The sequence below is a fragment of the Aureimonas altamirensis genome, from assembly GCF_001463885.1.
Taxonomy (GTDB): domain Bacteria; phylum Pseudomonadota; class Alphaproteobacteria; order Rhizobiales; family Rhizobiaceae; genus Aureimonas; species Aureimonas altamirensis.
Genome location: NZ_BBWQ01000024.1, coordinates 58,210 through 83,639, shown reverse-complemented (window position 1 = coordinate 83,639; position 25,430 = coordinate 58,210). Strand labels below are relative to the sequence as shown.

General features: G+C 64.3%; 23 protein-coding genes, 1 tRNA gene and 1 pseudogene. 9 read left to right on the top strand and 16 right to left on the bottom strand.

All coding sequences use genetic code 11. From position 1 onward, the window contains the following. Positions 1-28 precede the first annotated feature (28 nt). From AUL31_RS18185 to AUL31_RS18130, 12 genes are all read right to left on the bottom strand, one after another. Entirely contained in the window at positions 29-1,699 is a 1,671-nt protein-coding gene (locus AUL31_RS18185; protein ID WP_060610201.1) for an ABC transporter ATP-binding protein, read from the bottom strand. Between the two features lie 420 nt (positions 1,700-2,119). Continuing rightward, positions 2,120-3,448: an aspartate aminotransferase family protein gene (locus AUL31_RS18180; RefSeq protein ID WP_060609899.1), complete on the bottom strand. Its 1,329-nt coding sequence runs from the start codon at positions 3,446-3,448 to the stop codon at positions 2,120-2,122. Positions 3,449-3,509: 61 nt separating this feature from the next. After that, a complete protein-coding gene (locus AUL31_RS18175) occupies positions 3,510-4,601 on the bottom strand; it encodes a phosphotransferase enzyme family protein (protein ID WP_244489458.1) in 1,092 nt (363 codons plus the stop codon). Beyond that, a complete protein-coding gene (locus tag AUL31_RS18170; protein WP_060609895.1) occupies positions 4,598-5,266 on the bottom strand; it encodes a haloacid dehalogenase type II in 669 nt (222 codons plus the stop codon). The genes AUL31_RS18175 and AUL31_RS18170 overlap by 4 nt, the downstream gene beginning before the upstream one ends. A 181-nt stretch (positions 5,267-5,447) precedes the next feature. Next, positions 5,448-5,924 carry an Lrp/AsnC family transcriptional regulator gene (locus AUL31_RS18165; protein WP_060609890.1) on the bottom strand — a complete coding sequence of 159 codons (477 nt, stop codon included), beginning with the start codon at positions 5,922-5,924 and terminating at the stop codon, positions 5,448-5,450. Positions 5,925-6,106: 182 nt separating this feature from the next. Further along, on the bottom strand, positions 6,107-7,537 hold the full coding sequence (locus tag AUL31_RS18160; protein WP_060609884.1) for an MFS transporter: 1,431 nt from the start codon (positions 7,535-7,537) through the stop codon (positions 6,107-6,109). A 3-nt stretch (positions 7,538-7,540) separates the two neighbouring features. Then, positions 7,541-8,578: an aliphatic sulfonate ABC transporter substrate-binding protein gene (locus tag AUL31_RS18155; RefSeq protein ID WP_060609881.1), complete on the bottom strand. Its 1,038-nt coding sequence runs from the start codon at positions 8,576-8,578 to the stop codon at positions 7,541-7,543. 39 nt (positions 8,579-8,617) lie between these two features. Then, positions 8,618-9,475 (bottom strand): ABC transporter permease, encoded by an 858-nt coding sequence (locus AUL31_RS18150; protein ID WP_082647012.1) that lies wholly within the window; start codon positions 9,473-9,475, stop codon positions 8,618-8,620. Positions 9,476-9,485: 10 nt separating this feature from the next. After that, positions 9,486-10,322 carry an ABC transporter ATP-binding protein gene (locus AUL31_RS18145; protein WP_060609877.1) on the bottom strand — a complete coding sequence of 279 codons (837 nt, stop codon included), beginning with the start codon at positions 10,320-10,322 and terminating at the stop codon, positions 9,486-9,488. Positions 10,323-10,341: 19 nt separating this feature from the next. After that, positions 10,342-10,671: a 4Fe-4S dicluster domain-containing protein gene (locus AUL31_RS18140; protein ID WP_060609874.1), complete on the bottom strand. Its 330-nt coding sequence runs from the start codon at positions 10,669-10,671 to the stop codon at positions 10,342-10,344. Further along, entirely contained in the window at positions 10,668-12,296 is a 1,629-nt protein-coding gene (locus AUL31_RS18135) for an FAD-dependent oxidoreductase (RefSeq protein WP_060609871.1), read from the bottom strand. Before AUL31_RS18135 ends, AUL31_RS18140 begins: the two co-directional genes overlap by 4 nt. Positions 12,297-12,340: 44 nt before the next feature. Then, positions 12,341-12,928: a thioredoxin family protein gene (locus tag AUL31_RS18130; RefSeq protein WP_060609868.1), complete on the bottom strand. Its 588-nt coding sequence runs from the start codon at positions 12,926-12,928 to the stop codon at positions 12,341-12,343. Positions 12,929-13,214: 286 nt separating this feature from the next. On the opposite strand from AUL31_RS18130, the gene AUL31_RS18125 reads away from it, so the two are divergent. Then, positions 13,215-14,351, top strand: coding sequence for a transporter substrate-binding domain-containing protein (locus tag AUL31_RS18125; RefSeq protein ID WP_244489457.1), 1,137 nt, complete (start codon positions 13,215-13,217; stop codon positions 14,349-14,351). A 572-nt stretch (positions 14,352-14,923) separates the two neighbouring features. Here AUL31_RS18125 and AUL31_RS18120 read toward each other — a convergent pair. Continuing rightward, positions 14,924-15,712, bottom strand: coding sequence for a DUF4394 domain-containing protein (locus AUL31_RS18120; protein WP_060609865.1), 789 nt, complete (start codon positions 15,710-15,712; stop codon positions 14,924-14,926). Between the two features lie 171 nt (positions 15,713-15,883). Here AUL31_RS18120 and AUL31_RS18115 point away from each other — a divergent pair, with 171 nt between their 5' ends. From AUL31_RS18115 to AUL31_RS18105, 3 genes are all read left to right on the top strand, one after another. Next, entirely contained in the window at positions 15,884-16,498 is a 615-nt protein-coding gene (locus AUL31_RS18115) for a sigma-70 family RNA polymerase sigma factor (protein WP_082647011.1), read from the top strand. After that, entirely contained in the window at positions 16,495-17,193 is a 699-nt protein-coding gene (locus AUL31_RS18110) for an anti-sigma factor (protein ID WP_060609861.1), read from the top strand. Before AUL31_RS18115 ends, AUL31_RS18110 begins: the two co-directional genes overlap by 4 nt. A 252-nt stretch (positions 17,194-17,445) precedes the next feature. Then, positions 17,446-18,153, top strand: a complete 708-nt coding sequence (locus AUL31_RS18105) for an MBL fold metallo-hydrolase (protein WP_060609859.1) — start codon at positions 17,446-17,448, stop codon at positions 18,151-18,153. Between the two features lie 130 nt (positions 18,154-18,283). Here AUL31_RS18105 and AUL31_RS18100 read toward each other — a convergent pair. Together AUL31_RS18100 and AUL31_RS18095 are read right to left on the bottom strand one after the other, a co-directional pair. Beyond that, positions 18,284-19,267: pseudogene (locus AUL31_RS18100) on the bottom strand (SDR family oxidoreductase). A gap of 493 nt (positions 19,268-19,760) precedes the next feature. Further along, positions 19,761-19,845 (bottom strand) — tRNA-Leu (locus AUL31_RS18095). Positions 19,846-20,044: 199 nt separating this feature from the next. On the opposite strand from AUL31_RS18095, the gene AUL31_RS18090 reads away from it, so the two are divergent. Continuing rightward, positions 20,045-21,052 carry a complex I NDUFA9 subunit family protein gene (locus tag AUL31_RS18090; RefSeq protein WP_060610187.1) on the top strand — a complete coding sequence of 336 codons (1,008 nt, stop codon included), beginning with the start codon at positions 20,045-20,047 and terminating at the stop codon, positions 21,050-21,052. Between the two features lie 58 nt (positions 21,053-21,110). Here the strand turns inward: AUL31_RS18090 and AUL31_RS18085 are convergent, their stop codons facing one another. Continuing rightward, positions 21,111-21,917, bottom strand: a complete 807-nt coding sequence (locus tag AUL31_RS18085) for an undecaprenyl-diphosphate phosphatase (RefSeq protein WP_060609857.1) — start codon at positions 21,915-21,917, stop codon at positions 21,111-21,113. Positions 21,918-22,099: 182 nt separating this feature from the next. Between AUL31_RS18085 and AUL31_RS18080 the strand changes: the two genes are divergently transcribed. The 4 genes from AUL31_RS18080 to AUL31_RS18065 are packed head-to-tail and all read left to right on the top strand — an operon-like array spanning position 22,100 to position 25,274. Beyond that, entirely contained in the window at positions 22,100-22,792 is a 693-nt protein-coding gene (locus AUL31_RS18080) for a glutathione S-transferase family protein (RefSeq protein WP_060609855.1), read from the top strand. Between the two features lie 34 nt (positions 22,793-22,826). Next, positions 22,827-23,996 (top strand): tRNA epoxyqueuosine(34) reductase QueG, encoded by a 1,170-nt coding sequence (gene queG / locus AUL31_RS18075; RefSeq protein ID WP_060609853.1) that lies wholly within the window; start codon positions 22,827-22,829, stop codon positions 23,994-23,996. Then, entirely contained in the window at positions 23,971-24,351 is a 381-nt protein-coding gene (locus tag AUL31_RS18070; RefSeq protein WP_143190297.1) for a hypothetical protein, read from the top strand. The genes queG and AUL31_RS18070 overlap by 26 nt, the downstream gene beginning before the upstream one ends. Next, entirely contained in the window at positions 24,348-25,274 is a 927-nt protein-coding gene (locus tag AUL31_RS18065) for an SDR family oxidoreductase (protein WP_143190296.1), read from the top strand. The genes AUL31_RS18070 and AUL31_RS18065 overlap by 4 nt, the downstream gene beginning before the upstream one ends. Positions 25,275-25,430: the final 156 nt, after the last annotated feature.

Sequence of the window (25,430 nt, the reverse complement as noted above, 5' to 3'; positions counted from 1 at the left end):
TGAAGGTATGGGTATCGGTGGCGCGGCATCAGTTCAGGACGGCGGAGCTGCCGTCCGCCGGCTTGTCGCCCGGAATCGCTGCCACGAGCTCGCGCGTGTAGGCCGATCGGGGATTGAGGAAGATCTGCGAGGGCGGGCCCTGCTCGACGATCGAGCCCTTCTGCATCACGGCGATCTCGTCGCAGATCTGGCTCGCGACGCGCAGGTCGTGGGTAATGAAGATCATGGAAACGCCCGTCTCGCGCTGGATCTGGTCCAGCAGCTTCAGGATCTGCGCCTGGATCGACACGTCGAGCGCGGACACCGCCTCGTCGGCCACGAGAAGCTTGGGCTTGAACATCAGGGCGCGGGCGATGCCGACGCGCTGGCGCTGGCCGCCGGAGAACTCGTGCGGAAAACGCTCGAATGCGCCGGCGTCGAGGCCGACATGTTCCAGAAGCTCTTTCGCTTCGCTGCGTGCCTGCGCATAGGGCATGCCATGCGCAACGGGACCGACGGTGAGAATGCGGCCGATGGTCGAACGCGGGTTGAGCGACGCGAACGGGTCCTGGAAAATCATCTGAATCCTGGGGCGGAGCGGTCGGAACTCCGCCTCGGAAAGCGCGGCGATGTCGCGGCCCTCGAACTGGATGCGACCGCCATCGCAGTCCTGCAGCTTCACCAGGAGCCGGCCGAGCGAGGACTTGCCCGAGCCGCTCTCGCCGACGATGCCGAGCGTGCGTCCGGCGCGAAGCTCGAACGAAGCGTTCTGCACGGCGGGCACGATACGCTGGCTGCCGAAGAGGGCGCTGCCGCTGCGATAGGTCTTGGCGAGTCCCTCGACCTTGATGACAGGACCGCTGTCGCTTGCGGCGGCCACCGGACGGTCCTTGCCCGTCAGGCTGGGCACGGCGGCGATCAGGCGCCTGGTGTAGGGATGGGAGGGCGACTTCAGCACGGTTTCGGCACTGCCCTGCTCGACGATCCGACCTTTCTCCATCACGATCACGCTGTCGGCGATCTCAGCCACCACGCCGAAATCGTGGGTGATGAACATGACGCTCATGCCCTTGCGGCGCTGGATATCCCGGATGAGATGCAGGATCTGCGCCTGCGTGGTCACGTCGAGCGCCGTCGTCGGTTCGTCCGCGATCAGCACCGTGGGTTCCAGCGCCAAGGCCATCGCGATCATGACGCGCTGGCGCTGCCCGCCCGACAGGCGGAACGGGTATTGGTCGTACATGAGCTGCGGATCGGGAAGGTTGACCTCGGTCAGAAGCTCGATGACCCGCCGTCGCTGCCAGTCCCTGGTTCCGACGCCGTGCGCGGTCAGGACTTCCGTAATCTGCTGGCCCACCGTCATCAGCGGGTTGAGCGCGGAGAGGGGGTCCTGGAAGATCATCGACACGGTGCGCCCGCGAAGGTTGCGCAGCGTTGCGGGAGAAGCATCGACGATGGCTGTCCCCTCCGGACCGCCGAGTTGGATGCTTCCGGACGAGACACGGATCGAACGGGGCAGGAGGCCCATGATCGTGTTCGCGGTGACGGATTTGCCCGAGCCGGACTCGCCGACGATGCAAAGGATTTGCCCCGCCTGCAGATCGAAGGTGATGTCCTCGACGGCATGACGCCGTTCCATCCCCTCGGGCAGATCGATCGTCAGGGCACTCACCGAAAGCGCCGGCGCCACTGTTCCGTTCGTCTTGTATTGAGGCGTCATCGAACTCGTTCCTGTCAGTGCTGTCTGATAAATCATCACATCGATGGGGCAGACGATGGCATTCGAGGCCGTCAACTCAATCCGGCAGTGCGGGAAACTCTCGTGCTCTCGATGGGCATTCGCTTCGAAGGCTTCCCGGCGCCTGCATCGAGTGTGGCGCGTTTGGGCCAACTGAAATCGCTGAATCGTGCCGCGGCGGCAGCAGAAGCTTCTGCACGGGGTCGGCGATTCGGCACGATCCACTCGACCCGGAAGGTCCGCGGCGCGTGCCCGCTTTCGGCGGCTCCCGGTGCCTGGATGGCGGCGACGAAAGGCGCGGCACGGCGGCTTCGCCGGTGCGCCGACCCTTTGCCACTCTGGTGCGCAGACCGCCTAGCAACAAGGCAGCGGCGCGGGCGGGTCCGGCCGCCTTTTGCCGGCCTATGCGGCCAGCTTTCGAAGCGCCGCTTCGAGCGCTTCGAGAAAGCGGTCGACATGCTGCGCCTCGCATACCAGCGGCGGACGCACCTTCAATGTGTCTTCGTTGGCGCCGCAGGTACTGATCAGGACGCCGTCGTCGCGCATCGCGTTGACCACGTCGAGCGCCATTGCGCGGCGCGCGGCCGGTGGCATGTCGTCGCTGCCGATGTCGATGCCGAAGAACAGGCCGGCATGGCGCATGGCGCGCACACCGTCCATGCGTGCGGACAGTGCCTGCAGCCCTGCGGCCAGCCGCTCGCCCATGGCCGAAGCGTTTTCGAGGATGCCGTCTCGCTGGAGAATGCGCAGAACGGCGTCGGCTGTCGCGATGCCCACCGTGTTGCCGGCGAAGGTGTTGGAATAGCGCGCGGTTTCCCCGAACCGGTCCATCGGCGCCTGACGTCCGACTACCGCCCCGATCGGAAAGCCGTTGCCCATGGGCTTGCCCAGCGTCGCAAGATCGGGGGCCACGTCATGCCGCTCGAAGCCCCACATATGCGCGCCCGTCCGGCCGAAACCGGGCTGCACCTCGTCGGCGATGAAAAGCCCTCCCGCTTCCCGCACCGCCGCCACCGCCCCGGCGATGAAGCCCGGCGGATCGACATGGACACCGTCGCTGGAAAAGATGCTGTCGACCAGAAGGGCCGCGACCCCGATGCCGCGCCTTTGGAGATCGTAAATCGCCCCCCGGACCTCGGCCTCGAAGAAGGCGGCTGCCTTGTCCGGTGCGACGCCTTTAACGCCCGGCAGCCGAACCATGCGCACCGACGGGCTGAGCTTCACCGCATCGCCGAGATTGGGCGATACTTCGGCCGCAGCTGCGCTCGTGCCGTGATAGGCATAGGCCGAGACGATCACACCCTCGTTGCCCGAGACCAACCGGGCGATGCGCAGCGCGAGGTCGTTGGACTCGCTGCCCGTGCAGGTGAAGACGATGCGGTCGAGTTCTGCCGGGAAGGTGGCAACCAGCCGCTCCGCGTACTCGACGAGGCGCGGCTCGAGATAGCGCGTGTTCGCGCTGATCCGCCCGGCCTGCTCGGCCATGGCGGCGTTGACCTCCGGATGGCAGTGACCGAGTGACGGGACGTTGTTGTAGAAGTCCAGATAGGGCCGCCCGTCGGGATCGAAGAGCCACATGCCCTCGCCACGCACGAAGTGCACCGGGTTGCGGTACTGCAGGCGATAGGACGCACCCAGGACGCCGTCGCGCCGGGCGATGAGGTCGGCCTCGCGCGGGGCGAGATTGGCCTCGCCGGGCCGGTAGCGGTTGGGCATCAGATCTACGGACATGGGAACCGTCCCGTTCGAAGGAGGGGGATGCGGCGCTCGCAAGCGGCCGCGTTGGGTGGCTTCACGTTTCAAGGGCCGCGCGCACCGCCGCCTCACCCTCGATCGGGCTCAGACGGTCGAGAATGGCGAGGCCCGCTTCGGCACGGCCGACGTTCTTGTTGATGTAGGCGGCGTCGGCAGGGAAGAGGTGCGAGCGCCAGTAGTTTATGAGGATCAACGCGCCTTGCCGCGCCGTCATCAGCCCCACCAGGAGCTGCGCCTCCAGCGCGGACAATGGCAGAACGGAATGGTAACCCGCGATCAAGTGCTCGGCGCCGCCGAGCGGAAGTGCGGGATCGGAGACGAGATGGCTCGCCGCAACGGCGAGATCCTGGATGCGGGGGCCGAAGACGCCGTCGCCGAAGTCGATAAAGGCGATGCCCTCATCCGAAGCCAAAGTGTTGAAGGGGCTTGGATCGTTGTGCGCAACCTGCCACGCCAGATCGACGAGCGCCGGCTCGACGCGATCGACATAGGTTTCCATCGCGCGGGCAACGGTTTGCGACACGGGCCCCTGCGGCAGGTAGGTCCGAAGCCGAATGAGATGGGACCAGCAGCCGACGTGCCACAGGACCGGGCGGTCGGCGGCCGGAAGGTCGTGCGCTGCCAGCGCACGGTCGAGGCAACCAAGCGCGCGGCCCGTTCGGCGCAGGAGGTCGGGTGTGCGACGCTCGCGATAGAGGGGTACGCCGTCCAGACGGGTCTGGAGATAGCCCGAGACGCCCGCTTCCTCGAACATCGAGGCCCCCCGCAGCGTGCGCAGAAGGCGTGGCGCAAGGAATCCGTCGGCACCTTCCAGGGCCGCCATGGCTGCGGACTGAAAGCGGAAGCTGGGCACGGCCTCCGGTTGGCGCGCGGTCTTCAGGATCAGCCGCGTGCCATCGGCGAGCGTGACCTCGGCCGTATGCTCCACCTCCGATGACAAAGGCTCGATCGCACCCGACAGGCCGTAGTGACGATCGAGCAACTCGGCCAGGATACGCGCATCGAAGACGCTTGGCAGGTTCGTCAGGGCCGCCGCGCCGGCACGGAAATAGGCTCCCGTGCGCGGACCCGGTGCCTGCCCTGCCAAGGCGGGCGCCGTGCCCACGACGGGGCCAATGGGTGCGCTCAAAGGCCGACGACGCCCGGAAGGTGACGGATGTCGGGGATTTCGGTGTAACCATAATAGGGGTTGGCCGGCTCGTGGCCCCGGTTCACCCAGACCTTGTTTCTGATCCCGAGATCGTGGGCCGACATCAGGTCGTAGCGGAACGACGACGAAACGTGGAGGATGTCCTCGGGGCCGCAGTTCAGCGTGTCGAACATATACTCGAAGGCCCGGAAATGCGGCTTGTAGGCGCCGGCCTGCTCGGCCGTCAGAACTGCATGGAAGGGCGCGCCGAGCTTGGCGACATTGGAGTGGATCTGGGCGTCCATCGAGTTCGTCAGCGCGACAAGCGGGAACTCCCTGGCGACCTTGGCGAGCCCCTCCGGCACGTCGGCATGGGGGCCCCAGGAAGGAATTCGCTCGTAGATGTTCTGTGCATCCTCTGCCTTGAAGGCAACGCCGTTGCGCTTGCAGGTCCGCTCCAGCGCATTATGGACGACGTCGGCATAGGGCTGCCAGTCCTTCATCACTTCGTCCAGCCGATAGGCCGAAAAGTGCCTGATGAACGCCTCCAACTGCTCCTTGCCGAGCTGGGCGCCGTACAGATCCACGGCCGCTTCCGCCATCTGGAAATGGATGAGCGTGCCATGGCAGTCGAAGGTGATGTACTTCGGGCGGAAGGTGTTCATGCGCACTGTCCTTTTGGCCGGCGCGGGATGCCGGGTGGAGCGATGCGATGACGGTAGGACTGAACACACCGGACGGATTGCCGAATTCTGCGGTCCCGGAGCAGGATATTCCGTTTATGGGGGGGATTTCGGCACGATGGCCTGCACTGAAGGCCGGAGGCGGGGTCCGCGCAGCGGATCGTCAGTAGGGAAACAGGGATTTCAGCGGCAGGTGGGCCCGCACGACAGGCGACTTCAGGACAACGAAGCTGAAATATTTGTCGATGCCGATGTCCAGGCCCGACAGACGCTCCATGATCGCCTGATACTCGCTGATCCCCGCTGCCACGACCTTGAGCAGGTAATCGTACCCGCCGGAAACGAGGTGGCATTCCACCACTTCATCGACCTTTTCGACGGCCGTAAGGAAGCGCGCGAAGTCGATCTGCTGATGGTTCTTCAGCGTGACTTCGGTGAACACCGTGAGGGTCGCACCGAGCTTGGCGACGTTGATCTGCGCGGAATAACCGGAGATGTAGCCTTCCGCCTGCAGCTTCTTCACGCGCATCAGGCACGGGCTGGCGGAAAGATTGACAAGCTTGGCTAGTTCGACATTGGTCACGCGACCGTTTTTCTGCAACTCGTGCAGGATCTTGATGTCGATACGGTCAAGCTTCATCAAGGGTGTCCGAGCCTGAGATATGGAAGGGTCGTTGGGAGTGAATCGACCCACGTTAGCATAACAGCTTTGGTCGTCGACAGGGCTTCCCGGACTTCGACAACCGACCGGATGTAAGCGAAAGCAGGAAGCCGTCGTCGTGACGATGGCGACACAAGCCCTTCCATCTGCCTGTATGCCTGTCAGGCGCGGCGGCCGGAAACTTCGTGGCCGGCATCTGCCGGCAGCCGCAGGAAGGCTAGCGAAGATGCGATGCCGATGGCCCCCATCACCATGAGGGCAAGGGCGAACGCGGCCGCTTCCCGGTCTGGCCCGACAAGGTCGAACGCGTGGATCAGCCGTATGACGGCGATCGATCCTGCGATGGACAGAAGTTGGGAAATCTGCTGCGACATGGCCGATATGGTGGCCGCGTCGCCCCGCTGGCGAGCCTCGATGTCGGCGAAGGCAATGGTGTTCAGCGCAGTGAACTGCATCGACCGCGTCAATCCGGCGGCAAACAGCACCGGCCACAGGAGCGTATTGCCGGTGTCCGGGCCGATCAGCCCGAGACAGGCCACGAGGGCTGAAGCGAGGACACCGTTGAAGACCAGCAATGTCCGAAAGCCCAGAAGCCGCAGGAAGCCGGTCGTCGCCGCCTTCATCGCCAAATTGCCGAGGAAATAGACCAGGATCAGCGAGCCGGTGGCGATTGCGTCGAGGCCGAAGCCGATTTGCAGCAGGAGCGGCAGCAGGAAGGGCGTTGCGTTGATCGCGCTTCGCGTCAGGATGCCGCTGGACAAGGCCGAGAAAGCGAATGTCCGGACCTGCAATACCTTGAGGTCCAGCAACGGCGCCAGGCTTCGGTTCATGTGCCGTATCGCCAGCATGCCGGTTGCCGTCGCGGCGGCGACAAGCGACAGCGCCAGCCCGGCGCGGCCCTCATGCGAGAAGAGTTCCAGGCCGGTGACGAGAGCGGCGAGGGCCCCGGCGGACAGCGCAAAGCCGGCCCAGTCGAACCGCCGGGCCGTCCGTGCTTCATCCGCAGGGATGAAAAGACGGATCAGTAGGGCGCCGGCAATGCCGATGGGTAGGTTGATCAGAAAGTTCCACCGCCAGCCGACATGGGTGGTGATGAACCCGCCAAGGAGGGGACCCACGACTGGGGCGATCAGCGCCGGCCAGGTGATGATTGCGATGGTGCGGACGAGCTCGTGCTTCTGCGTGCCGCGCAGGACGAGCTGCCGCCCGACCGGGGCCATCAGGGCCGCCGCCGCGCCTTGCACCACGCGGGCCAGCGTGAATGAGGTGAGCGAGCCCGCCGCCGCGCAGGCCAGCGACGCGGCGGTAAAGAGGATCGTGGCCAGAAGGAAGACCCGTCGGGCGCCGAACCGCTCCGCCAGCCAACCCGACGGCGCAATGAAGATCGCCATCGCCAGAAGATAGGCCGTAAAACCGACATTGAGCGAGATCGCGTCGGTCCGGAAATCGGCCGCCATGGCGGGCAGGGAGGTTGCGATGATCGTTCCGTCGATCATCTGCATGAAGAAGGCGACGGCGACGATGCCGGCAACGAGGCGCGGACGCCCGGCCCGCTCCTCCGCTCGGCTGTCGCTGGTCGTTGCGCTCGGCAAGGTTTAGTTGCCGGCGGTGCGCTCGGCGGTCGCCGCCTCGAAGAAGGATCGGTCGACCCAGCGGTCGTAGTCGATCGACCCCTGCAGCAGGCCGGCCTTCGCCATGAAGGCTTCCTCGCCCTTGAGGGCCTCCACGGCCGCCGGCGTGATCTCGGGGTTCTGGTAGAAACGACCATCCGCATAGGTCGCCCTGACAGCGGCTTCGCTGTTGCCGGTCTCCTCGACGAAGATCGAGATGGCTTCTTCCGGATTGGCTTCGACCCACTCGGCCGCCGCGATGTCGACCTTCAGGATGCGCTCGACGATGTCGGGATAACGCTGGGCGAAATCGCCGTTGACGCTTATGGCATGCGGCACCGCCCATTCGGGGCGGCCGTCCTTGGCCGCATCGAAGACGATGCGTGCCTGACCCGCCTCCACGAGGCGCTGAGCGGAACCCTGCCCCTCCACGATCGCGTCGATATCGCCCCGGGCGAGGGCCGGTCCGGAGCTCTCGATGCCGATGTTCAGGCTCTCGACATCGTCGATCGACAGTCCTTGTGCTTCCAGTGCCTTGGCGAATGTCGAGTGGCGAACCGTCCCCGCAAGATAACCGACGCGCTTGCCTTTAAGGTCGGCAAGCGTCCGGATGTCGGAGTCGGCGCGGGTGAGCACAAGGGTCTCGTTGGACGGCAGCCAGCTCGAAAGCCCGACAAGCTTGACGTTGGCGCCGCTCGCCGCCAACCGCAGCGAAGGGTTGTTGCCGATATAGGTGACGTCGAGGGCGCCGGACCCCAGTGCAACCGACGCCGCAGAGCCGCCGTCGAACGTCGTCAGCTCGATCGGGATTCCATCCGCCTCGAATTCCTTCTCGAGAAGCTTCTGGTGGCGGAACAGGATGAACTTGAAATGCCCCGGTGCGGTGGAGCCGATGCGTATGGCGTCCGGCTTGTCGTCGGCGGCAGACGCCGCCCCGGCCAGCGGAACGGCGCCGATGGCGACTGCGGCGGCAAGAGTGGCGGAGAACAGGCGCCGCGTAAGAAGGGGTTTGGTCGTGCGCATGGGTAACGGCCTTCCGTTTCGATTGGATTGAAAAAGGGATCAGTCGGTTTCGTCGCCGTGCGGCTGCCAGCGCGTGGCGCGCCGCTCGAAGGCGACGAGGGCATAATTGAGCAGGAGGCCGGCGATCGTGAGCGTCAGAATGCCGGCATACATGCGGTCTGTCTGAAGCATCAGCGACGAGTTCTGGATGAGAAAGCCGATGCCCGATTGCGCTGCCAGCATCTCGGCTGCGATGACCGAGAACAGCGAGGATTTCACGCCCAGTCGTGCGCCGGCCACGATCGACGGGATCGCCGACGGCAGGATCACCTTGCGGAACAGGTCCCAGTCCGACGTGCCCATCGAGCGCGCAGCCTTCAGCAGCAGCGGATCGGTCGACTTGACCCCGACGATGGTATTGACCAGCAGGAAGAACACGGCGGCATAGAAGGTGATGGCGATCTTGGATGCCTCGCCGATGCCGAGCACCAGGATGAAGACGGGCAGCAGGGCGAACTGCGATGTGTTGCGTAAGGTCTGCACCAGAAAGTCGCTCATGCGCTCGAACAGCGTGTAACGGCCCATAAGCAGCCCGAGCGGGATGGCCACCGCCACGGCCAGCAGGAAGCCGATGGCCGCGCGTTGCAGGCTGATACCCAGATGCTGCACGATGAGGCCACTGGCGATCATGTCGCCGAGGCTGGCCAGGACCCGGCTGAGCGGCGGAAAGAACAGCGCGTTGATCCAGCCCAGCCGGGGCGCCATCTCCCAAAGGAGGGCGAATGCAAGCATTGCCGGGAGCCCGCAGCCGATCGTGCTTGCAGCGGCCCGCAAGGCCGAGTTGGCCACGCTGAACCGAAGCCGCCTATTCGTCGGAAATGGCGTTTCACCGCCCTTGGCTGATGATGCATAGGTCATGACCGGCTCCTCAATGACCGAAGGCGGAAGCGAGGGACCAGTCGGCCTGGGCCTTGCGGACTTCATCCCGCAGGGCATTCCACACATGGCCGCGATAGTCGTTGAAGGCGGCGCCGTTCCGACATTCGATGTCGCGCGGGCGCGGCAGGTCTATCTCGACGATCTCCTTCACCCGGGCCGGACGCGCCGTCATGACCACGACGCGGTCGGCCAGGAAGATGGCCTCGTCGATCGAGTGCGTGACGAAGACGACCGTCGTGCGGATCGTCTCCCATATGCGCAAAAGCTCTATCTGAAGGATATCGCGCGTCTGGGCGTCCAGCGCGGCGAAGGGTTCGTCCATCAGCAGGACCTGGGGGTCGCTCGATAAGGAGCGCGCGATGGCCACGCGCTGCTGCATCCCGCCCGACAGTTGCGAGGGGTAGCGATCCTCGAAGCCCCGCAGACCGAAGAGGTTGAGGAAGTGGAGAGCCCGCTCGCGCCGCTCCGCCTTTCCCACGCCCCGGACCTCGAGCTGGTACTCGACGTTCTCGATGGCCGTCCGCCATGGAAACAGGGCATATTGCTGGAAGACGTAGGCCGTATCGGCGTGAGGTCTCGTCACCGAGCGTCCGTCGATCTCGGCGCTGCCGGACGTCGCATCCGTCAATCCGGCAATGACGTCGAGCAGGACCGACTTGCCGCTGCCCGAAGGGCCGACGAGGGTTATGAACTCGCCGCGGCGGATCGAAAGATCGACGCCGGCCAGAACCTCGACCCGATCGCTCTTGCGGCCATCCAGCGTCACGGTCTGGCCCGGCCTGAGGCGAAACGTCTTGCAGACGTCCCTCACTGTTATGCGGTCCATGGGCTTCTCCTCTCGAACTTCATGCCTGCGCCATCCGGAGGCGATGTGTCGGATCGTCCGCAGCGCCGCCGGAGCGGCCACGCCGCCATCCGAGCGCGCGGGCATAGCTGCCGAACAGATCGGCGGCCTCGGCCTCCGCCTCGCTGATGCCGGTCGGCCCGTGGGCATGCTCGGCCACGTAGAGCGCGTCGGTGGGGCAATAGATTTCGCAGAGGAAACAGGTCTGGCAGTCATCCTGCCTTGCGATGAAGGGCAGTCCGGATTCGTCCCGGTCGAAGACGAAGGCAGGGCAGACCCGTTCGCAGATATCGCAGCGGATGCAGCGTGCCTCGGAAACGATCTCGATCATGATGCGACCCCGGCGTCGATTGCCTCCGCTTCGAGCTGCGCCGAGACGGATTGCACGCCGGATACGATGATGCGGCGTCCCATGCCGGGCACTTCGCCGGGGAAATCCGCCCGGCGGTGAACGCCCCGGCTTTCCGTGCGCAAAGCGGCGGCTGTCAGCGTAGCGCGGCTTGCAGCCGTCACCGCGACCAGTTCCCGGGCGCGCAGCCGCTCGCGGCCGGTCGCCTCCAGATGGTCATGGAGCTCCTGCCAGACCGCGTCGACGGCATTTCGGCTTTGCCGCAAGGTTGCGGCGTCGCGAATGTAGCTTTTGCCAAGCGGCGCAATTTCGGCATGCACCCGCAACGCGGCCGCCGCGATGTCGACGGGCCGGGCACTGCTTGCGCCGCGCAGCCCCGTCCGCCCGAGGGGTGTCAGCCGCCCGGCGTCGATGCCCGGCCGCCTGGCCGCGAAGGACGCCGCGCCGTGGCCCGCCCACCAGCCGCTCGCCATCGCCCAGGACGCGTTGATGGCGCCGCCGCCGGAGATCGCACCGGTTACGTTTTCGCGGCTGGCCGCGTCGCCGGCGACGAACAGCCCGGCCACGCCGGCTGCGCATTCGGCAGAGGCGATCCGGATTCCGCCCGTGCCGCGGATGGTCCCTTCGTATTTCAGCTCGATACGGAAGCGATCCTCGAACGGGTCCAGCCGCATCCGGTCATAGGGGGCGAAGCAATTGGGTTGCCCCCGGCGGAGTGCATCGCGCAGGGGAGCGTTGGCCAGATCGAGCCGGGCGTAAACCGGCCCCTCCATCAGGGCCGCGGCGATGGCCCGTTCTGCTCCGCCTATTCCATTCGTCAACTGCGCGCCGTCCGGCCCGACGAGAGGGGTGCCGTCCGCGCGGTAGAAGCTTGCCCAGCGGAAGGGCAAACCCTTGTTGACCGACGATCCGTAGGGGGCGAGCGTGTATTTCCCGCTGAATTCCATTCCGGACAGGGCGCCGCCTGCTTCGAGCGCAAAGAGATGGCCATCGCCGGTCAGGCCCGTTCCGCCAAGGATACGTTCGAAGAAGGCGCATCCGCCGGTGGCGAGCACCACGGCCTTCGCCTCGATCCGAAAATCGTGCCCGTTGGCGCGCGCCAAGCCGGCGGCCCCCGATATGGACGCGCCCTCGCCGATGAGTTCGAGGATCGGGTGATGATCGAGGATACGCACGGCCGCTTTCGATACGCGCTCGCGCATGAAGCGCATGTAATCGGGACCGCGCAGGTTGGCGACGTACAGGTTTCCGCCGTCGTCGCTGGGGAACGGGTATCCCCATTCGACCAACCGAGACAGGTTATCGTAGCAGGTATCGACGCAGCGCATCATCCAGCGGCGGTCGGCAAGCCCCGCCGTCTTCTTCCAGCGGGCGTCGACCGCCGTTGCGCGGGCTTCGCCCGGGGGCACGTACCAGGTACCGGTATTGGACGGGGCGGTCGCGCCGCTCGTGCCGAAATAGCCCTTGTCGGCCAGCACGACGCGGGCGCCCGCCTCGACCGCGGACAGAGCCGCCCAGGCTGCGGCCGGCCCCCCGCCGACAACCAGGACGTCGCAGCCGAGCACGGTGCCATTGGGTAGCGAACTGTCCTTGCGGGCCGTTGCCATCGGCGTTCCTGACTGAAGATGCGTTGGAAAAGCTCGCGCCGCGATCACGAGGCCTTGCGCTGGTCCGGCAGGACCTCGGCAGGCAGCCACTTGATGTTGCACCCGATGGACGGAAGCTGCGCTGCAACGGGCGGGCGACCCGCCAGGATGGCGTCGCTTGCCGCCCTCAGATCCGCACCCGTGACCGGCTTGCCGTTGCCCGGACGCGCGTCGTCGAACTGGCCGTGGTAGGCGAGGCGGCCCGCGCCATCATAAAGGAAGAGGTCCGGCGTGCAGGCCGCGCGGAATGCCCGCGCGACGTCCTGTGTCGCGTCCTTCACATAGGGGAAGGCATAGCCGTGGTCGCTTGCCTCACGTGCCAGTTCCGACGCCGCTTCTTCCGGGTAAAGGGTCGCATCGTTGGAATTGATCGCCAGAACGGCGACACCCTTCCCGGCGTAATCGCGGGCATAGGCTGCGAGCTCTTCGCGGATCAGTACGACGAAGGGACACCGATTGGAAATGAAGGCCACCAGCAGGGCCGGGGCCCCGGCAAAATCGGCCGGGGTTATGCTTGCGCCATTGGGCCCGGGCAGGACGAAGTCCGGCAGGCTGGAGCCCAGTTGGATCGGATTGGAAGGCGTCTGCGGCATCGAAATGACCTCAAGTTCGTCACCGCATTAAAGTCTACAAAATTGATAGATTTTGGAGGTAGTTTATTTTGTTGTTGCGGACGCGGGGAGTTTTTTCGTCCCGCGGCGTGGTTCGGGCGATGAGGTCGAGAAGCTGGTGGTAACGGAAGCAAGATCGGCAAACGGCAATCAGACGCCAGTGAGTCCGATCCCGTAGACAGGTTTCTACTTGCAATCTAAAGTACGGAACCGGACAGAGTACTCCAATCCCTTCTTTCCTTGGGTTGTCCTGCCGGGACGAAGCTCCATGACGTTCTCCGTGACGATAGCAGGTTTCATGCGTCTGGCTCGCTTGGTTGTCGGCATCCTGCTCTCTCTTCTCGTTCTGAGCGGCACCGCCGCGGCTCAGTCTCCTAGGCCGGTGCAACCCCCTGCGGGCGGTTCACCTGCCGAACTCATCATCGGCATCAAGCTTGCGCCACCCTTCGCCTACAAGCGTCAGGACGGGACCTGGACCGGCCTCAGCGTCGATTTGTGGCAGCGCATCGCAGACTCGCTTCAGCTGCAATATCGATTTGAGGAAGTCGGAACCGTCCAGGAGCAGATTGCGGGCGTCGCCTCCGGCAGGTTCGACGCGGCGACCGCCGCCATCACCGTTACGGCCGAACGCGAGAAGACCGTCGACTTCACGCAGCCCTTCTACGCGACCGGGCTCGGCATCGCGATCCCTGCCAGCCGCGAACCGTCCTGGCGTCCACTTCTCAACGCGCTGACCTCGTTCGGCTTCGTGCAGGCCATCCTGGCGCTGATCGGGATCTCGCTGCTTGTCGGCTTGTTGATCTGGCTGTTCGAACGTCGCGACAATGAAGACTTCGGCGGAGGGGTCGCCAAGGGTATGTTCGCGAGCTTGTGGTGGGCCACCAACGCGGCGACCCAGGCGACCACCGGCAATTTCGGTCCGCGTTCTGTTCCAGGCCAGGTTCTCGCCGTCGTCTGGATGATTGGCTCGATCCTCGGCATTGCGATCTTCACGGCCGGGGTGACTTCGGTTCTGACGGTCAACCAGCTTGAGGGGCTGGTACAGAACGAAGGCGACCTGAAGTCCGTCCGAGTGGGCAACGTCGAGGCTTCTTCGACCGCCGCCTATCTCGATGCGACGCAAGTCCGCCATCGGGACTACCCGACGGTCCAAGCTGGCCTGGAGGCGTTGCGAGCAAACCAGATTGACGCCTTCGTCTACGACCGGCCTCTCCTGAACTGGCTGATCTCGCAAGACTACGCATCCAGCCTGCAGCTTCTCGACACCACCTTCGTCAAGCAGAACTACGCGATTGCCCTGCCCAACAACAGCGCGCTGCGTGAGCCCGTGAACGTCAGCCTCATCCAAACCGTCGAAAGCGACTGGTGGAAGCAGCTTGTGTTTCAGTATCTGGGTGAAAAGTAGCCATCACCCGGTCGTGTAACCCAGGTCATTGCGGGACCGTGATGTGGCTGAGCTTTTTGGCTTCCCGGAACAATCCGGTGGTGCCCAGGAAAGGAACGAGCCCGGACGTAGTAATATCAAGATAATACAATGGCTTATCAGATGCTGACGCTTAAGTTTTGTATCGTCGTTCTGTAGCAAATGGCAAGGAGGCGATAATCGAACGGACGGCGAGGTGGTTCAAGAGAACGACTGCATAGGATGCCTCGCGCATCCCAGTGGCAACGGCTTTTACTGGGATCAGCGGACCGGCAGCTTCCCCTGCACTCGACGCGGTCGGTGCTTTATACGCGGGCGCCCTTGCGGTGTTGACGATCCTCATCTGGGTATGGCCGCTCATCAACCTATAGCTTCGGCGGCGCAGTCCGACTTGAGTTGTAGACAGGAATCCTGGTCAGGAAAGCCGATATACTGTCCGGGAACGCGGTCGCCGTCGCAAAGGGCGCCGAGTTCGCGGAGCAGCAATCTGAGCACAGCACGAGCCAAACCGAACATCGGGACGGCTGGCGCCATGCGACTGGAAGCGGCAGTGCTTACATCGGCGGGGCGATAGCAATGTCGCGGATCTCACCGTCCACGCCTTCGATCATGCCGACAGCCGTAGCTGCGCCAGTCTCAAGATCTACGGTGAACAACGTCGTTCCATTGACGAGCCATGCGGTGTTGTTCAACTCGGCGTCGGCCGAGATGTCGAACGCATAGTTTGAGGCAGGATTCTCGATTCCCAATTTGCCGATGGACGCCAGCGTTCCATCATTGGGAGCGGTCTGCTGTATGAGCGCGACGATGGTGCCGTCGATGTTGTACATCGCGGTGCTTTCAGGCTTGCCAAGGCTATTGATATAGGCTGCCGCCACGATGGCCGGCTCTTCGCCCGCGTGCATGTCGGCCTCGACGAAGCTGAGATCACCGTCGACGGTGACTTCACCGGTGTCCACATTCACCCTGTGGTTCGTCGTGCCTGTCATGTAGCGCAGACGATCCGCCATCGGATTGAAATCGACGATGACCGGCATGTCGCCCATGTCCAGAGGCGTGTCCATAGTCGACAATTCGCTGGCCGCACCGGTTGCCGGATCGATGGTGAAAACAACGTTGGCATCCGTCACGCCGACAAGCGTGTTGTCGGCCGGGCGGAAGTCGATGCCGACGAGCCTGTCGACGCCCGAGACATCCATCGTGCCGGTGATGGCGCGGGTGTCGGTATCGAACATGGCGAGTGTCTTTTCTCCGACCAGTGCGACTGCCGGGGCCGCTGAGGCGGTCGTGCCGAAGGCCAAGAGGGCTGCCGAGGCGATGAGGGTGGTGGTGGTGCGGATCATGCGCGTTCTCCACTAATGGTTGGACATCGCGATTTACGATGCCGACCTTGAAGACACTCCCATGCTGCGTTTGGATGCAGGGCCCGCATGTTTTTCTGCATCCGTTTGCGATTGTGCGTTGTCATCCTGTAAGTCGGTGCCGTTTGGACGGGTAATAAGAAGGATGCGTGCGTGACCGAGACGACGCCCACCAGTGGGTTCGCTTTTGCTCCGGCATCCGGTGGTGCGTCGGCTGATCCCGTTGGCGACGAACATTTGGGCGCAGCAATTGCGGCATGTGCAGGCGGGGATCGCGACGGCATCGCGCAGATCCTGTCCCTCGAGGGCGACCGGCTCTTTGCGGTGGCCAAGCGCATTCTCGGTCGTGTCGAACTTGCCGAAGAAGCCTTGCAGGACGCGATGATCCAGATCTGGCGGAAGGCGGATCAGCACAAGGCCGATCACGGATCGGCGCGTGGTTGGGTGTATGCGATCCTGCGCAACCGTTGTCTCAATATCCTGCGCAGCGAAAAGCGTATGAGTTTACTGGCACCCGAAGACATCGTCGAACTTCAAGATGCGCGGGCCATTCATGACGAACCGACCGAATGGCGCATGCTGCCCGGATCGAGCCGGCTTCGGCATTGTCTGGAGCAAGTCGAACCGGCGACACGGACCGGTATCCTTCTGGCGCATCTTTCCGGATACAGCCACGGAGAGGTGGCAGCTGTCCTGAAGGTTCCGCTGGGTACGGCCAAGTCATGGATACGCCGAGGGCTTCTGAAACTGCGGGAGTGCCTGTCGTGAGCCCGTTTTCTCCCGAGACAGCCGACGAGTACGTCCTTGGACTTCTGGATGAGGAAGAGGCGCGGCGTATCGAGAGGCTTGCCGAGACAAACGAGGGAGTTGCGCGCGCCATTGCCCAATCGCGCGACCGCTTCGTCGAGTTGGATTTGCAAACGGCGCCGTTGACCATGCCCGGCGGCCTGTCGACACGCATCCTTGCGGAATTGACGTCGATCGATCAGCGGGTCGACACGGTACCGGTTCGGTCGGCGGCCAGCGGCAAGTCGATGGTGCGGCGCACGGTGCTGCCGGCGGCGGCGGCCATGCTGGCGCTGGCCGTGGGGCTTGGGATCGGCTGGCAGGCCGGCTCTGCCGACCCTCGGGTCATTGCTGTTCTTCTGGATGATGCGGGCGTCCCACGGGCGATGGTGGAAGATTTCGGAGACGATACGGCGCGTCTTCGATTTCTCACGGCCGTCGAGGTGCCGGACGATCGCGTGATGCAGGTGTGGACTCTGCCTTCTGCCGATATGGGCCCCAGATCCATGGGTCTCTTGCCGGACGCCCGCGTGACGCGGCTGGACGATTTCAACCTACCGCCACCGGCAGAAGACCAGCTCTACGAGATCACGCTTGAGCCTGAAGGTGGATCGCCAACCGGGCTGCCGACCGGGCCTATCCTGGCGAAGGGTTTCGGCGCCTTCCAGACATACTGATGTGATGGATGGACAAGCGCCTGCCTTGCCACCCTTCGCTACCCGTCAAATCCGGGAACACTCCGCTTCCGACGTCAGGTCCACCCGGGCGAGGCGACCGAGAAGGATCCGTACGGTCGCATTCTACTCGCTGATCCTGATGGCAAAGGCGAACCCTGTAAAGGTTGACGAACTCTATGCCGCCGCCATGAAGGCAGAGTGCGATACTAGGGGCAACGACATCTGGCAGACAACTTCGATTGGAATTTTGGGATGGCACTGACAAAGATCGCCGACGGCGCTTGGCTTCTCGCGCTTGGCAATGCCAACGCGGTCCTGCTCGATCATCAGGGCGAACTGACGCTTGTGGACGCCGGGTTCCCTGACAAGGAGCACGTCGTCCTTCGTGCCCTGACCCAGCTTGGCCGCAAGCCAAGTGATCTTCGTCATCTCGTCTTAACTCATGGCCACCCCGACCATATTGGAAGCGCGGCGGCCATCGTCGCTGCGACCGGCGCCCGGACCTACATACATGCGGCCGACGCTATGATCGCTGAAAGCGGTGGTCCTTTCCGGCCGATGACGGCTGCGCCTGGAGTGTTACACAAAACCATGTTCAGGCTGGTATGGAATCCCGATGAGCGTACGCGACCCATCCGAATCGACCAGCAGGTCACGAGCGACGAAGTACTGGACATCGCCGGCGGTTTGCGAGCAATACACACACCGGGTCATGACGCGGGACACCTCGCTTACCTCTGGCGGGACGATCACCTTTTGATCGGTGGCGACGTGTTCATGAACATCATAGGCCTAGCCGACCCGGTTGGATTCGAAGACGAGGCTGAAGGACGACGCTCCCAGCGTAGGCTCGCCCATCTCCAGTTTGAGAAGGCAGTGTTCGGTCATGGACGCCCGATACTCTCCAAGGCCTCAGACAAGTTGCGACGTAAGATAGGCGAAAGAAGCGTTCCAGGCTGAACGTCGCTTTCGAGCAAGACGGCGCTAAATCCTAATGCCTCGCATCAGTATGCCTCAACGTTTCGCGACGGCGCTTCCGACCACCTGCCTGTTGGGGAAACCCTTCTAAGCGTCTTCTCATAGCGGTCGATCATTCGATGAGGCCCAGTTGCAGGAGGCTTTGCGCACTGGCGAGTATCGCTTCGCTGGCCGGGCGCGGCGACCAGTCGAGAATACGACGCGCCTTTGCGCTGCTGGCGTCCGGACGCTGGGTGCCTTCCTGCGTTGTTGACGGTGCGCTCAGAAGTGCCGGCGATATGCCGTCAGCCCGTTCGCCGAGTTCTTCAGAGAGGGTCCACGCCACGTCTCTCAGCGAAAGCGCGGGGCCCGCAACGGCAATGAACCGCTCGCCCACTGCCTTGGGACTCGACATGGCCCGTATGTGCAAGTCCGCGACATCGCGCACATCCACGACACCGAAAGCCATGTCGGGTGGACCGGGCACCTGCCCTTCGAGGATCGCCTTTACCATTCCAATCGAGGCCGAGTAGTCGGCACCGAGCGTGGGCCCGAATATGCCGGTCGGATTGACGACGCTTAGGCCTAGATCATTGCCTTCGCGCGCAACGAAATCCCAAGCCACTCGCTCGGCGATGACCTTGGACCGGATGTAGGGGGCGTTCGGCGCATCTTCCTCGGTTCAGTCCCGTTCGTCGTAGGCCCGGCCCGGGTGCTGCCGTCCGTAACCAACTGCGGCGAACGACGACGTGAGCACGACACGCCTGACCCCCGCGTCGCGGGCCGCACGAAGCACACGCAGGGTGCCGTCCCTTGCGGGGATAATGACCTCGTCCGCGTTGTTCGGCTGGGTTGCGGGAAAAGGAGAGGCGACGTGCAGGACGACGTCGCAGCCCGACGCCGCCTCTATCCAGCCATTCTCGGTCAGAAGATCGGCCGCCACGAATGACAAGGGCATCTCCGTCGAGGCGCCGTTGGTTTCAAGGATAGACCTTCGGTGTTGCTCCCGCCCAAGATCTCGCACTGTTGTGCGCACATCGTGGCCGTCGCGGAGGAGTTGCAGGATGCAGTGGCTACCGAGAAACCCGGTGCCACCGGTGACGAGTACTGTGCTCATGGTATCTCCTTTACGGCGAACAAAACCGTTAGGATCAATCAGATCAACCAGCATGGATTTTCGGACCTAGGATGAAAAACCAGACCATCAGCCCCCGCGTACACGCCACCGACTGCGACGTGTGCACGGGCCCGGAGTCAATCGATGTGATGCGGTTCCAGCGCGCCATCGCGTGCGCTTCACGCTCCGTCAGTGATCGTTGACCATTTTGCAGGTTCGCCCATCGCGCTTCGACCTCGGCCTACACCTGTGCGTACTTCACGCGCGCGAGCTTGGCGTCCTTCGTGCCTAGCGAAACGAGTTCCTCTCGCTTGCCTACGGCATCGCGACGACTCGCCCAGACAGCCCGCTGCACCCAGAAAACACCAGTCTAGGATGCGGCCATGGTTGAGCCATATGCAGAACTATCTGCATCACCCGGTCGCGTAACTCGGGTCATTGCGGGACAGTGATGTGGCTGAACTCTTTGGCTTCCCGGAACTATCCGGTGAATTGGTGCCCAGGAAAGGACTCGAACCTTCACGCCTCGCGGCACACGGACCTGAACCGTGCGCGTCTACCAATTCCGCCACCTGGGCACTGGCGGTGTCATTAGAGAGCGGCCGGGCGCCTGTCAACGCCCCGTGAAGGCTTGCGGCGGAAAAACAATGCGGCAATCCGGCTTGCCTGCATCCAAGCCCTTTGCGCGTCGGGGAAATCCCGCTAAATGACCTCGCAAGGCCGATGCCGCGCCGCAGCGCGCAGGGCCAGCGCCATCGATATCGGAAGGGCCCGCATATGCGAATCGACAACAAAAAGCTCGTCACCGTCTTCGGCGGATCAGGCTTCCTGGGTCGCTATGTCGTGCACGCCCTTGCTTCGCGCGGGCACCGCATCCGCGTCGCGACCCGCCGGCCCGACCTGGCCTACCACCTGCAGACGGCCGGCCGCCTCGGCCAGATCCAGCCCATCCAGGCCAATCTGCGCTACGAGTGGTCGGTGCAACGCGCCGTGGAAGATGCCGACCATGTCGTCAACCTCGTCGGCATCCTGACCGAGGCCGGACGCCAGCGCTACACCGCCATCCAGGCAGAAGGCGCGCGCTTGGTTGCAAAGGCCGCCGCGGCGCGCGGTGCCGGCCTGACGCAGATGTCGGCCATCGGCGCAGACGAGAATTCCGAAAGCCGCTACGCCCGCACCAAGGCGCTGGGCGAGCGATATGTCTTCGAGGCCGTGCCCGATGCCACCGTTCTGCGCCCGTCCATCGTCTTCGGCGCGGAAGACCAGTTCTTCAACCGCTTCGCGGACATGGCGCGCTTTTCGCCCTTCCTGCCGTTGATCGGCGGCGGCAAGACGATGTTCCAGCCGGTCTACGTCAACGATGTCGCCGAAGCGGTGGCGAAGACGGTCGATGGCGCGGTGCCGGGTGGCCGTGTGTATGAGCTGGGCGGGCCTGAAAGCCTGAGCTTCCGCGCCTTGATGGAAGAGATGCTTCTGGTGATCGATCGCAAGCGCCGCTTCCTGGACATTCCGTTCGGCGCGGCCGAGCGGCTGGCCGGCGTGATGAAGTATCTGCCGGGCGCGCCGCTGACCCACGACCAGGTGCAGCAGTTGCGGCAGGACAATGTCGTGTCCGAAGCGGCGAAGGCGGAGGGACGCACCTTTGAGGCCTTCGGCATCCAGCCGCGGACGCTGGAAGCCGTCCTGCCGACCTATCTTGTGCGGTTCCGCCCGCAGGGCCAGTTCACCAAGGGCAGCCCGACCTCGGACCAGACCATCGATCCGGAAATTGCACCCCGGCCCTGAATGCCTGAATGACCCGGGGCAGGGAGGGGCGGGGCGCCGTTGCGGCGCCGATCCGCCCTCAGGCGAAGGCGTAGAGGGCGATCAGCCCGGCCGTCCCGAAGATGATGCGCCACCAGGCGAACGGTGCGAAGCCGTGTCTGGACACGAAGTCCAGCAGGAACTTCACCACGAAGAGCGCCGACAGGAAGGCAGCCACGAAGCCGATGACGATCAGCATCATGTCGTCGGTCGACAGGATGTTGCGATTCTTGATGAGATCGTAGGTGAAGGCGCCGGCCATTGTGGGCATGGCAAGGAAGAACGAGAATTCGGCCGCCGAGCGCTTGTCCGTTCCCATCAGCAGCGCCCCGGCGATCGTGGCGCCGGAACGGGACGTACCGGGAATCATCGCAAGGCACTGGAAAAAGCCGATAGCCAGGCAGACCGACGGAGGAAACTCCATCGCATCCTTGTAGCGGATCCTGCGGGGCATCCTGTCTATGTAGAGAAGGATGAAGCCGCCAACGATCAGCGCGATGCAGATGATGGCAGGCGAATCGAACAGGACGCCCTTGATGAAGCCATGCGCCATTGCGCCGATGATGGCGGCCGGCAGGAAGGCGACGAGGATGCCCAGTACGAAGCGGCGGCTGCGCGCATCGGTCGGCAGCGTCCGGGCCAGATGCCACAGCTTGCCGAAATAGACCGACAGGACGGCCAGGACCGCGCCGAGCTGGATCAGGACCTCGAAACTGTGGCCCGTCGAGCGCCAGCCGATGGCCTGCCCGATCAGCAACAGGTGCGCCGTCGACGAAACGGGTATGAATTCCGTCAGACCTTCGATCAGGCCAAGCAGCGTGGCGTCGAAAATATCGTTGAACTGCAAGCGCCGTCCCCTCGTGTCTATCCAGCCCCTGTCATTGCGCACTGCACCATGCGGATCAACCCGTCCGTATTGTGACATCAGTTTCAAGCAAGGCGCCCGCCTAAGCACCCTTGCGGACAAATCATTGATTCGGCTATCTCCGCACATCGCCCGAACGGCCGGAGGTTAAGACAAGACGACTCATGCTCAGGCTCCATCATCACCCCATGTCCGCTGCGTGCAGGTTCCTGCGCCTGGTGATGACGGAATACGGTGAGCGCTTCGAGCTCGTCGACGAACGCCCGTGGGAGCGCAGCAAGGAACTGTTGGCGCTGAACCTTGCCGGCACGGTGCCGGTGCTGGTCGAGGACAACGGACCGCCGATCGTGGGCGGCATGGTGGCGGCCGAATATCTGGACGAGACGCGCGGCGTGTTTCAGCGCGACAGGCGGCTGCTGGCCGAAAAGCCTTTCGAGCGCGCGGAGATCCGGCGCCTGACCGACTGGTTCCTCGGCAAGATGGAAGGCGAGGTGACGCGCTATCTGGTCCGCGAGCGCGTCTTCAAACGCGAAATGACGGCGGCCGAGGGCGGCGGCGCCCCCGATTCGTCGGCCATGCGGGCTGCGCGTGCCAATCTGAAGAACCATGTGCGCTACATCGGCTGGCTTTCCGAAAGCCGCAACTGGCTGGCCGGGTCGCATTTGTCCTATGCCGACCTGTCCGCCGCGGCCGCTATCTCAGTGCTGGATTATCTCGGCGAAGTACGCTGGGAAGACGACCCCGTAGCCAAGGACTGGTACATGCGTATCAAGTCGCGCCCGTCCTTCCGCCCCTTCCTGCAGGAGCGGATCCGCGGAATACCGCCGGCCGCCCATTACGGCGAACTCGATTTCTGAACGCAAAGCCGGGGCCAGCCTGTATAAAAGCCGTATGGATGCGCTGCCGCCCCCTGCGGAAGACCGGTTTCGGTCTTTTCTCGAAACAGAAGCCCACCGCCTCGGCTTCGACGCCGTGGGCGTCGCATCTGCGCGGACCGACGAGGTGGTCGTGGAGCGCTTCGACACCTTCGTGGAAGAGGGCCGATACGGCACCATGGGCTGGATCGCCGAAACGGCGGAGCGCCGCCGCGGCGTGACGTCCATGTGGGCCGAGGCCCGCAGCGTCATCGTGCTCGGAATGAACTACGGCCCGGGCTTCGACCCGCTGGAAGCTCTGGAAAACAAGGCGCAGGGCGTCATCTCGGTCTATGCGCGCAACCGCGACTATCATGATGTCATCAAGGGCAGGCTGAAGGAGCTTGCCGGCCGCCTGATGGGGCGCATCCGGCAGATGCGGCCGGATGAGAGCCACTCGGTCAAGGTCTTCGTCGATACGGCGCCGCTGCTGGAAAAGCCGTTGGGGCAGGCGGCAGGGCTCGGATGGCAGGGCAAGCATACCAACCTTGTCAGCCGGGAGCATGGCTCGTGGCTTTTTCTCGGCTCCATCGCGACCACGCTTGCGCTGACGCCGGACACGGCCGCGTCGGATGCCTGCGGGTCGTGCCGGGCCTGCCAGGATATCTGCCCGACGGACGCGTTCCCCGCGCCCTACCAGCTCGATGCCCGCCGCTGCATCTCATACCTGACGATCGAGACGAAGGCGCTCGTGCCCCGCGCGTTGCGACCGGCCATGGGCAACCGCATCTATGGCTGCGACGACTGCCTTGCCGTCTGCCCATGGAACAAGTTTGCCAGCACCGCGCGCGAGGCGCGGCTGCAGGCGCGCGACGATCTCAACGCGCCTTCACTGGAAAGCCTGATGCGTCTGACCGACGCGGATTTCCGGGCGTTGTTCAGCGGTTCTCCGGTCAAGCGCATCGGCCGCGACAAGTTCGTGTCCAATTGCCTGATCGCGGCCGGAAACTCCGGGTTGGACGCGCTTCTGCCGCAGGTGACGCGCCTTCTGGGCGATGAGGCCGCCCTTGTCAGGGCGATGGCGGTATGGGCATTCGGCCGGCTTTCTCCGTCCGGGGCCTTGGCGGCGCGGGATGCCGCCCTTGTTAACGAGGATGACGATCTGGTCAGGGGAGAGTGGCATGCGCTGGTCGAAACGAGCCGATGAATTGAAGGAAGTCGCCCAGGAAAAGGGTGCCGCCGTCGCCGATGCGGCGCGCAACGCGGCCCATGGCGATTTCGAGCGGGCGCGCGCCGCCCTTCGCGATGGCGGTATCGGCCTGCCCGATGGCTTCCGCGAAACCCGGCATCTGGGCGCCGGCAGCATCGGCGCCCTGGCCGTCGGTGCCTTTGCGGTAGGCGCATTTGCCATCGGGGCCTTCGCCATCGGGCGATTGTCCGTGGGCAAGGCGCGCGTCGGCAAGGCCGAGATCGACCATCTGACGATCGGCACGCTGGAGATCGAGCATATCGTGCCGCCCCCTCTGTCCAGCCTCACGCCCGGCTGGCTCCGCCGTCGATGACGGGCGGCGTAGGCGCGGCCGAGGCAGCCGCAAACGATGATTCGCGGTCGCAGCCGCACCGATTGTTCGTGTTCGGCCATGGATATTCGGCCGGCCGTTTTGCGGCACGGCTGCCGACAAGCGGCATTTCGGGCGTTACGACCCGGACGCCCGACAAGGCGGCCGGGCTTGCCGCACATGGGCTGAAGCCGTTCATCTTCGACGGTACGGCGCCGGGGCCCGGCATCGACGCGGCGCTGTTCCGCACGACACATCTCTTGATGTCCATCGCACCGGATGGCGAAGCGGCCGGCGATGCCGTGCTGCACTGGTATCGCGACGAAATCGCCCACGGCGCGCCGGAGCTGTGCTGGATCGCCTATTTGTCGACCGTCGGCGTCTATGGAGACCATGGGGGCGAATGGGTGGACGAGACGACCGAACCGGCCCCGGTGTCGCTCCGCTCGCGCCAGCGGCTGGCGGCGGAAGAGGGGTGGCGGCGGCTGGCCGACGACAGGGGCGTTCCTCTGGCCATCGTTCGGCTGTCCGGAATCTACGGCCCCGGCCGCAATGCCTTCGTCAATCTGAAGTCCGGCACGGCGCGCCGCCTCGTCAAGCCGGGGCAGGTTTTCAACCGCATCCATGTGGACGACATCGCCTCGGCGCTGGGCTTCCTGATGAACCGGCGCGCGGACGGCATCTTCAACGTGACCGATAACGAGCCTGCGCCGCCGCAGGATGTCGTCGCCCTTGCGGCCGAACTGGCGGGGGTGGACGCTCCGCCGGAGCAGGATTTTGCAACCGCTGAGCTCGGTCCCATGGCGCGCAGCTTCTATGGCGAGAACAAGCGCGTCTCCAACAAGAGGCTCCGCGACATGGGCTTTGCCTTCGAGTTTCCGACCTATCGCGAGGGCCTGCTCAACCTGCGCGACGACGCGTCCTGACACGAATTAACCTCTCCGCCGAAATTTCGCCTTATCCGTCATGGCTTTAGGAGCCATCGAACGGCGGGGGCCACGAGGGGACAATCATCACGACGCGATGACGGTCGATTCTCGGCGCCTGTCCGTATGAAACAGGACAGGACACGGGGATATTGA

Bases quoted from the DNA above. Each gene is read 5' to 3' on its own strand.
- AUL31_RS18185 (WP_060610201.1), bottom strand. From the start codon at position 1,699: ATGACGCCTCAATACAAGACGAACGGAACAGTGGCGCCGGCGCTTTCG.
- AUL31_RS18180 (WP_060609899.1), bottom strand. From the start codon at position 3,448: ATGTCCGTAGATCTGATGCCCAACCGCTACCGGCCCGGCGAGGCCAAT.
- AUL31_RS18170 (WP_060609895.1), bottom strand. From the start codon at position 5,266: ATGAACACCTTCCGCCCGAAGTACATCACCTTCGACTGCCATGGCACG.
- AUL31_RS18165 (WP_060609890.1), bottom strand. From the start codon at position 5,924: ATGAAGCTTGACCGTATCGACATCAAGATCCTGCACGAGTTGCAGAAA.
- AUL31_RS18155 (WP_060609881.1), bottom strand. From the start codon at position 8,578: ATGCGCACGACCAAACCCCTTCTTACGCGGCGCCTGTTCTCCGCCACT.
- AUL31_RS18150 (WP_082647012.1), bottom strand. From the start codon at position 9,475: ATGACCTATGCATCATCAGCCAAGGGCGGTGAAACGCCATTTCCGACG.
- AUL31_RS18145 (WP_060609877.1), bottom strand. From the start codon at position 10,322: ATGGACCGCATAACAGTGAGGGACGTCTGCAAGACGTTTCGCCTCAGG.
- AUL31_RS18140 (WP_060609874.1), bottom strand. From the start codon at position 10,671: ATGATCGAGATCGTTTCCGAGGCACGCTGCATCCGCTGCGATATCTGC.
- AUL31_RS18135 (WP_060609871.1), bottom strand. From the start codon at position 12,296: ATGGCAACGGCCCGCAAGGACAGTTCGCTACCCAATGGCACCGTGCTC.
- AUL31_RS18130 (WP_060609868.1), bottom strand. From the start codon at position 12,928: ATGCCGCAGACGCCTTCCAATCCGATCCAACTGGGCTCCAGCCTGCCG.
- AUL31_RS18125 (WP_244489457.1), top strand. From the start codon at position 13,215: ATGACGTTCTCCGTGACGATAGCAGGTTTCATGCGTCTGGCTCGCTTG.
- AUL31_RS18120 (WP_060609865.1), bottom strand. From the start codon at position 15,712: ATGATCCGCACCACCACCACCCTCATCGCCTCGGCAGCCCTCTTGGCC.
- AUL31_RS18105 (WP_060609859.1), top strand. From the start codon at position 17,446: ATGGCACTGACAAAGATCGCCGACGGCGCTTGGCTTCTCGCGCTTGGC.
- AUL31_RS18090 (WP_060610187.1), top strand. From the start codon at position 20,045: ATGCGAATCGACAACAAAAAGCTCGTCACCGTCTTCGGCGGATCAGGC.
- AUL31_RS18080 (WP_060609855.1), top strand. From the start codon at position 22,100: ATGCTCAGGCTCCATCATCACCCCATGTCCGCTGCGTGCAGGTTCCTG.
- queG (WP_060609853.1), top strand. From the start codon at position 22,827: ATGGATGCGCTGCCGCCCCCTGCGGAAGACCGGTTTCGGTCTTTTCTC.
- AUL31_RS18070 (WP_143190297.1), top strand. From the start codon at position 23,971: ATGCGCTGGTCGAAACGAGCCGATGAATTGAAGGAAGTCGCCCAGGAA.
- AUL31_RS18065 (WP_143190296.1), top strand. From the start codon at position 24,348: ATGACGGGCGGCGTAGGCGCGGCCGAGGCAGCCGCAAACGATGATTCG.